This is a genomic window from Streptomyces sp. P5F9 (genome assembly GCF_057961495.1).
Map to the genome: position 1 here is coordinate 21799 of NZ_JBXVPZ010000074.1, position 7810 is coordinate 29608.

Below are 7810 nucleotides of genomic sequence, written 5' to 3' on the forward strand. Positions count from 1 at the left end.
CAAGAATTTGCGCGACTTGCGTTCACTTTCATCCAGCGGACGTAAGCACACGCAAGCCAACCGCCGCGTAACTCCAGGGCGATGAGTGTTTCTGGTGAATATTGCGCTGTTCCAGCTGTAGACCCACTCCCATCGCTCTGCAATATTTCGATGAAACAACGCAAAAATCTGCCTCTCAGGGGCAGCACGCACCTCGTCACCTCGCACCTTTCTGCTCCTGCACCACTCACCGGGAACGAGCCGCCCTCGCCGCCCCACCGGCGCGCGAGCCTCCGCAGGAAGTGACCCGTATGACTCGACCGACTCGACACAAGCAGAGATCCCCCAGACGGCGCGCGGCGATCGCCGCGCTCGCCTCCGCCGTGATGGTGCTGGGCCTGCCCGCCGTCGGCGCACACGCGGCCGGCGGTCCCAACGTCGCCGCGGACGCGAAGACCACCGCGGGCAGCACCCGCGGCGCGCACAAGGCCACCAACGTCACCGACGGCGACACCGACACCTACTGGCAGGCCGGGAAGAAGTCGGCCCAGTGGGTGCAGACCGACCTCGGGAAGAGCGAGCGCGTCCGGCAGGTCGTGCTGCGGCTGCCCGAGGGCTGGCAGACCCGCAAGCAGACGCTGGCGCTCCAGGGCAGCGACGACGGCAAGAGCTTCGCGACGCTCAAGTCCTCGGCGCAGTACGTCTTCAGCCCCGGTGACGACAACACCGTGAAGATCTCGGTGCCTTCGACCCTCGCCCGGTACGTGCGGGCCGACTTCAGCGCCAACTCGGTCGCCGGAACGGCCCAGTTGGCCGAGATGCAGGTCCTTACGGCCACCGCCGAGACCGCCAACCTCGCCCAGGGCAAGCCCTTCGGCGAGAGCGGGCACGCCGATGTCTACGGCGCGGCCAACGCCGGTGACGGCAATCGGAACACCTACTGGGAGAGCACGAACAACGCCTTCCCGCAGTGGCTCCAGGTCGACCTCGGCTCGTCGGTCAAGGTCAACCAGGTGACGTTGCGGCTGCCGAGCGGCTGGCCGAGCCGCAGCCAGACGCTCAAGCTCCAAGGGTCGACCGACAACCAGAACTTCGCCGATCTGACGGCGTCGAAGGCGTACACCTTCGACAGTTCCACCGACCAGTCGACGACGATCTCCTTCGACGCGACGACCACGCGGTACGTGCGGGTGCTGATCACGGCGAACACCGGCTGGCCCGCCGGGCAGGTGTCCGAGCTGGAGGTCTACGGACCGGCGACCGGTGACACCCAGGCGCCCACCGCGCCGGCGAACCTGAGCTACACCGAACCGGCCACCGGGCAGATCGAGTTGAACTGGGCCGCGGCCACCGACGACACCGCGGTGACCGGCTACGACATCTACGCCAACGGGCAGTTGAGGTCGAGCGTCGCCGGGAACGTCCTGACCTACACGGACACCCAGCCGGCCAGCAGCGACATCACGTACTTCGTGCGGGCCAAGGACGCGGCGGGCAACGTGTCCGCCAACAGCAACAGCGTCACCCGCAAGGGCTCGACCGGCGACACCCAGGCGCCCACCGCGCCGGGCAACCTCGCCTACACGCAGTCGGGCAGCGACGTGAAGCTCACCTGGCAGGCGTCGAGCGACAACGTCCAGGTCACCGGCTACGACGTCTACGCCAACGACCAGGTCGTCAAGTCCGTCGCGGGTGACGTGACTTCGTACACCGACACCCCGTCGGCGACGGCCACGGTCACCTACTACGTGAAGGCCAAGGACGCCGCCGGGAACGTGTCGGTGGCGAGCAACAGCGTCACCCGGGCCGGTAACGGTGCCGGGTCCGACCTCGCTCAGGGCAAGCCCATCGAGGCCTCCTCGTACACCTTCACCTATGTCGCCGCGAACGCCAACGACGGCCAGACAGCGACCTATTGGGAGAGTGGGGGCGGCGCCTACCCGGCCACCCTCACCACCAAGCTGGGTGCCAACGCCGACCTCAGCCAGGTCGTCGTGAAGCTGAACCCGGATGCCGCGTGGTCGACGCGTACGCAGAACATCCAGGTGCTGGGCCGGGACCAGGACGCGACCGCGTTCACCAGTCTCGCCGCGGCGAAGGACTACGTCTTCAACCCGGCGAGCGGCAACACCGTGACCATCCCGGTCTCCGGTGCCGCCGCCGACATCCAGCTCAAGTTCGCCTCCAACACCGGTGCCCCCGGCGGGCAGGTCGCCGAGTTCCAGGTGATCGGCACTCCGGCCGCCAACCCGGACCTCAAGGTCACCGGCATCACCCACACGCCGGCGGCCCCGGTCGAGTCGGACGCCATCAGCCTGACGGCGACGGTCACCAACAGCGGCAGCAAGGCGTCCAAGGCCACCGACCTGAACTTCACGCTCGGCGGCACGAAGGCCGCCACGGCGGACGTCCCGGCCCTCGCGGCGGGCGCGTCGACGACGGTCACGGCGAGCATCGGCACGCGGGACGCGGGGAGTTACCCGCTCGGCGCCGAGGTGGACCCGTCGAACAAGGTCATCGAGCAGAACGAGGGCAACAACGTCTACACCGCCCCCGACGCCCTCGTCGTCAAGCCGGTCTCCAGCTCCGACCTGGTCGCCGCACCGGTCGCCTGGACCCCGTCCAGCCCGTCGGCGGGCGACAACGTCACGTTCACCGTGGCGATCAAGAACCAGGGTTCGATCGCCTCGGCCGCCGGCTCCCACGGCGTCACGCTGACCGTCCTGGACGCCAACGGCGCCACCGTCAAGACACTCACCGGCTCCTACAGCGGAACCATCGCCGCCGGCCAGACGACCGCACCCGTGAGCCTCGGCTCCTGGACGGCCATCAACGGCAAGTTCACCGTCAAGACGGTCATCGCCGACGACACCAACGAACTCCCGGTCAAGCGGACCAACAACACCACCGCACAACCCCTGTTCGTCGGCCGCGGCGCCGACATGCCCTACGACATGTACGAGGCCGAGGACGGCACCGTCGGCGGCGGCGCCCAGGTCGTCGGCCCCAACCGCACCATCGGCGACATCGCCGGCGAGGCGAGCGGCCGCAAGGCGGTGACCCTCAACTCGACCGGCCAGTACGTCGAATGGACCACCCGCGCGGCGACCAACACGCTCGTCACCCGCTTCTCCATCCCCGACGGCACCGACACCACCCTCGACGTCTACGTCGACGGCCAGTTCCTCAAGGCCATCGACCTCACCTCCAAGTACGCCTGGCTGTACGGCAACGAGACCGCGCCCGGCAACTCGCCCAGCGCCGGTGCCCAGCGCCACATTTACGACGAGGCGAATCTCCTGCTGGGCAGGACAGTTCCGGCCGGTTCCAAGATCCGGCTCCAGAAGGACGCGGCCAACTCCTCCACCTACGCCATCGACTTCGTCAACACCGAGCAGGCGACGGCGACTCCGAACCCGGACCCGGCCGCATACGTGGTCCCGGCCGGCTTCGCGCAGCAGGACGTGCAGAACGCGCTCGACAAGGTCCGCATGGACACCACGGGCAAGCTCGTCGGCGTCTACCTGCCCGCCGGCGACTACGAGACCTCCAGCAAGCTGCAGGTCTACGGCAAGGCGGTCAAGGTCGTAGGAGCCGGGTCGTGGTTCACTCGCTTCCACGCCCCCGCCTCGCAGGAGAACACCGACGTCGGCATCCGGGCCGAGGCCACCGCGAACGGCTCGTCGTTCACCGGCTTCGCCTACTTCGGGAACTACACGTCCCGAATCGACGGACCAGGCAAGGTATTTGACTTCTCCAACGTCTCCAACATCACCATCGACGACATCTGGGTCGAGCACATGGTGTGCATGTACTGGGGCGCCAACACCGACAGCGTGACCATCAAGAACTCCCGCATCCGTGACACGTTCGCCGACGGCATCAACATGACGAACGGCTCCACGGACAACCACGTGGTCAACAACGACGCCCGGGCCACGGGCGACGACAGCTTCGCGCTCTTCTCGGCGATCGACGCGGGCGGCGCCGACGAGAAGAACAACCTCTACGAGAACCTGACATCGACACTCACCTGGCGTGCGGCCGGTATCGCCGTCTACGGCGGCTTCGACAACACCTTCCGCAACATCAGGGTCGCCGACACCCTGGTCTACTCCGGCATCACGATCTCCTCGCTGGACTTCGGCTACCCGATGAACGGCTTCGGGACCGGTCCGACGACGATCGAGAACGTCTCCCTGGACCGAACGGGCGGCCACTTCTGGGGCTCCCAGGTCTTCCCGGCCATCTGGGCGTTCTCGGCCTCGAAGGTCTTCCAGGGCATCCGGGTCAACGACGTGGACATCGACAACTCCACCTACGGCGGAGTGATGTTCCAGACCAACTACGTAGGCGGACAAGCGCAGTTCCCGGTGAAGGACACGATCTTCACCGACATCTCCATCACCAACTCCAAGAAGAGCGGAGACGCGTTCGACGCCAAGTCCGGGTGGGGCATCTGGGCCAACGAGCTGCCCGAACCCGGTCAGGGACCCGCCGTCGGCTCGGCGACCTTCGTCAACCTGCGGATGAGCGGCAACGCGCAGGACATCCGCAACACCACGAGCACGTTCACGATCAACGTCCAGTAACTCCCGCCGCCAGAAGCTGAAGCGGGGCCGCCCTTCCTGACGAGGGCGGCCCCGCTTCGCGATGTGTCCGTAGTACCTACCAGCCGACGGCGACCAGGAGCCACTGCGGGTTGGCGTGCGAGATGAACGAGGACTGGCCCGCGACATCGTCGTAAGGGAAGCCGTAGGCAAGCTGGTTGATGGCGTTGTCGTGCCAGAACTTGGCGTAGTAGTTCGCGGGAGCCGCCTTGTAGAACTGCGCCGGGTCGGACTGCTGCGACGCCGGCAGCGTCGCCACATGGCGGTTGAGGGCGGCGCACATGGTGGGATCGGCGGCCAGGGAGCCTGCGCAGCCGAAGATGTCGGACGTGGCCGCGTTCACGCCCGCCGACTGGGCGTACGACGTGAAGTAGTTGGCGTTGGCGCCACCCGCGCGGAAGCTCGGGTCGCTGCCGGGCGCGATGATCCGGTACGGCGCCTGCGTCTGGGCCAGCACCTTGAACTGGGTCGGCACCGCGTCGGTGAACCGCTGGAAGGTGGTCGCGCGGTCCTCGGCGAAGGTCGCCCGGTTCTCGCCGACCTCGGTGTCGTAACCGTCCTTGCTGTGCAGGCGCATGGCGAGCTTGAGGCCGAAGGCGTCGACGCGGGTGGTGTTGCCGTTGAAGACGTTGCCGCCGACCGTGAACTCGATGAAGTCGTAGTAGGAGCTGGTGGGCGAGCCCAGGTAGAAGTACATACGGCCCGCGGAGTTGGCCGGCATGTCCAGGTAGGGCTGCTCGGCGATGGAGTGCGTCTGCCCGTTGAAACTCCAATACACCTGGCTGTCGGGGTACTTGCCGTTGGTGCGGTTGAGGATCTTCACCTCCACGGCGTTGTTGGCCGCGGGGATGTCACTGGTGCTGCCCCAGAAGTCGTCGGGCGGGGTGGTGCTGCCTGGGCCGTAGACCTGGAACTCCCAGAGGGAGTAGCCCCATTGGGTGGCGCGGGCGGTGCCGTACAGGCGGACGTAGCGACCGCTGCCGGTGACGGTGAGGTTCTGGGTGCCGCCGGTGGCGGTCGTGGTGGAGTAGACCGTGGTCCAGGTGGTCGCGTCGGTCGAGGTCTGGATCTGGTAGCCGGTGGCGTACGCGGCTTCCCAGTTGAGCGAGACGCGGGTGATCTGCTGGACCGTTCCAAGGTCCACCTGAAGCCACTGCGGGTCGGCGAAGGCGGAGGACCAGCGGGTGCCCGTGTTGCCGTCCACGGCCGCGGTCGCGGGGAAGGACGCGCTCTCGGTCGAGGACGCGGTGGCGGGCCGTCCCTGGGACAGCAACTGGTCGGCGGCGCGGGCGGGTGAGGGGCTCAGGGCGGCGAAGAAGGCGACGATCAGGACGACGGCCAGACCGAGAGCCGTACGGGAGCGCACGGCTCCGGTCGGCGGTCTGACGGAGGTGCCGGCGGACGTCTGCATGGGGGGTCTCCTCAGCGGGTTGGGAGCGCTCTCCCCGGGTTGTAGTCCCGCCCTTGCCCGCCGTCAACAACTGAAGCCGAATGAACGGCAGTTCGCCGATGCGGGCACTCATGGCGGGGCATCCGTTCAGAACCCAACCGCAAGAATCACACGACCCCGCCCCTTTCCTCCATCACTTGACGCGTCCGGTATGGACCTTTCCGCAGGTGGCAGAGTGGTCACCGGAACATCGCACGCACGGCGAGAACAGCCTTGGGAGAGAAGTCCGTTGAACTCCGGCACCCCGGTCCCCGACAGCTACTACGAGCGCATCGACGAGCACCGCTACAAGCCCACCGCCCACGCGGGCGGCGCCTGGGACCCGGACGAGCTGCACTTCAGCCCGCTCGGCGGGCTCGTCGTCCACGCCATCGAGCACCAGGTGGCGCAGCGGCCGGGCGGCGAGGGGCTCGTGATGGCGCGGATCAGCTACGACATCCTGGGCCGGCTCGCCCTCGACGAGTGCGAGATCCGGGTGGAGGTCGTCCGGCCCGGCCGCACGATCGAGCTGGTCGAGGCCGTGGTGCTGGTCGCCGGCCGGCCGGTGGTGCGGGCCCGGGCCTGGTTCCTCGCCGCGATCGACACCTCCGCCGTCGCGGGCGGCCCCACCGAACGCCTCACCTCTCCCGAGGAGTTGGCCCCCTGGGAGATGAGCGCGCTGTGGCCCGGCGGCTACATCGCCTCCGTGGACGTACGGCCGCTCGCGCCACCCCGGCCGGGCCGTACGACCGCCTGGATCTCCACCCGGCACGCCCTCGTCGCCGGTGAGCCCAGCAGTCCGCTCGCGTCCTACCTCGCGCTCGTCGACACCGCGAACGGCATCGCCGTACGACAGCCGCCGACCGCCTGGATCTACCCGAACGTCGACCTGACCGTCCACCTGCACCGCCAACCCGTGGGCGACTGGACCGGGTTGGACACGACGGTCACCTTCGGGCCCACCGGACAGGGTCTGACGAGCACCGTTCTGCACGACGTCGACGGCCCGGTCGGACACGCGCTGCAGATGCTTACCGTGCGGCCCGCGCCGGAGCGGTGACCGCGCTCATGATCAATACGGCTAGCGCGCGGTCCAGCCGCCGTCCACCGTGAGCGTGGTGCCGGTGACGAAACGGGACGCGTCGGAGGCGAGGAAGACCGCGGCTCCGCCGAGTTCCGAGACATCGCCGACGCGGCCCAACGGTGTGCTGTCGACGATGCGTTCGCCCCAGCGGCTGGCCAGCAGGCCGGAGCTGAGGTCGGTGTGGAAGTAGCCGGGCGCGAGGGCGTTGACGCGCACCCCGCGGTCGGCCCATTCCACGGCGAGGGACTTGGTGAGGGCCTCGACCCCGCCCTTGCTGGCGGCGTAGGCGGCGATCCGCTCGAAGCCGGTGCGGGCGTGCACCGAGGAGACGTTGACGATCGAGCCGGAACGCTGCTCCAGCATCACCTTGCCCGCCTCGCGGCAGCAGTAGAAGGTGCCTTGGAGGTTGACGTCGAGGACCTGTTGCCAGTCCCCGTCGGTGACGCGCTCGCTGCGGGTGAAGTGCGGGCTCGTACCGGCGCAGTTGACCACGGCGTCAAGGCGGCCGGTGTCGTCGGTGATGCGCTCGACGATGGTCCGTACGGCGATGGAGTCGGCGACCGAGCCGGGCAGGACCAGCACCTTGCCACCGTGGGCGGCGAGTTCGGCCTCCAGGCTCTCAAGGTCCGCTGCGGTTCGGGCAGTTGCGGCCACGGTGGCACCCGCCTGGGACAGCGCGACGGCGATCGCCCGCCCCAGACCCTTCCC

The 7810-nt window shown here is 68.3% G+C and carries 4 protein-coding genes; 2 read left to right on the forward strand and 2 right to left on the reverse strand.

All coding sequences use genetic code 11. The features are described from left to right. The first annotated feature begins 290 nt into the window (after positions 1–290). Positions 291–4571, forward strand: coding sequence for a discoidin domain-containing protein (locus AC31A1_RS15185; RefSeq protein WP_489653816.1), 4281 nt, complete (start codon positions 291–293; stop codon positions 4569–4571). Between the two features lie 76 nt (positions 4572–4647). Here AC31A1_RS15185 and AC31A1_RS15190 read toward each other — a convergent pair whose 3' ends face one another. Continuing rightward, complete coding sequence (locus tag AC31A1_RS15190) at positions 4648–6000, reverse strand: beta-1,3-glucanase family protein (RefSeq protein ID WP_489653817.1); 1353 nt, start codon at positions 5998–6000, stop codon at positions 4648–4650. A gap of 268 nt (positions 6001–6268) precedes the next feature. On the opposite strand from AC31A1_RS15190, the gene AC31A1_RS15195 reads away from it, so the two are divergent. Then, positions 6269–7078, forward strand: a complete 810-nt coding sequence (locus AC31A1_RS15195; protein WP_489653818.1) for a thioesterase family protein — start codon at positions 6269–6271, stop codon at positions 7076–7078. A gap of 21 nt (positions 7079–7099) precedes the next feature. Here the strand turns inward: AC31A1_RS15195 and AC31A1_RS15200 are convergent. Continuing rightward, positions 7100–7810, reverse strand: a 711-nt coding sequence (locus AC31A1_RS15200; RefSeq protein WP_489653819.1) for an SDR family NAD(P)-dependent oxidoreductase, incomplete at its 5' end; no start/stop codon positions are given.

Coding starts and splice junctions, on each gene's coding strand:
- AC31A1_RS15185 (WP_489653816.1), top strand. CDS start 291: ATGACTCGACCGACTCGACACAAGCAGAGATCCCCCAGACGGCGCGCG.
- AC31A1_RS15190 (WP_489653817.1), bottom strand. CDS start 6,000: ATGCAGACGTCCGCCGGCACCTCCGTCAGACCGCCGACCGGAGCCGTG.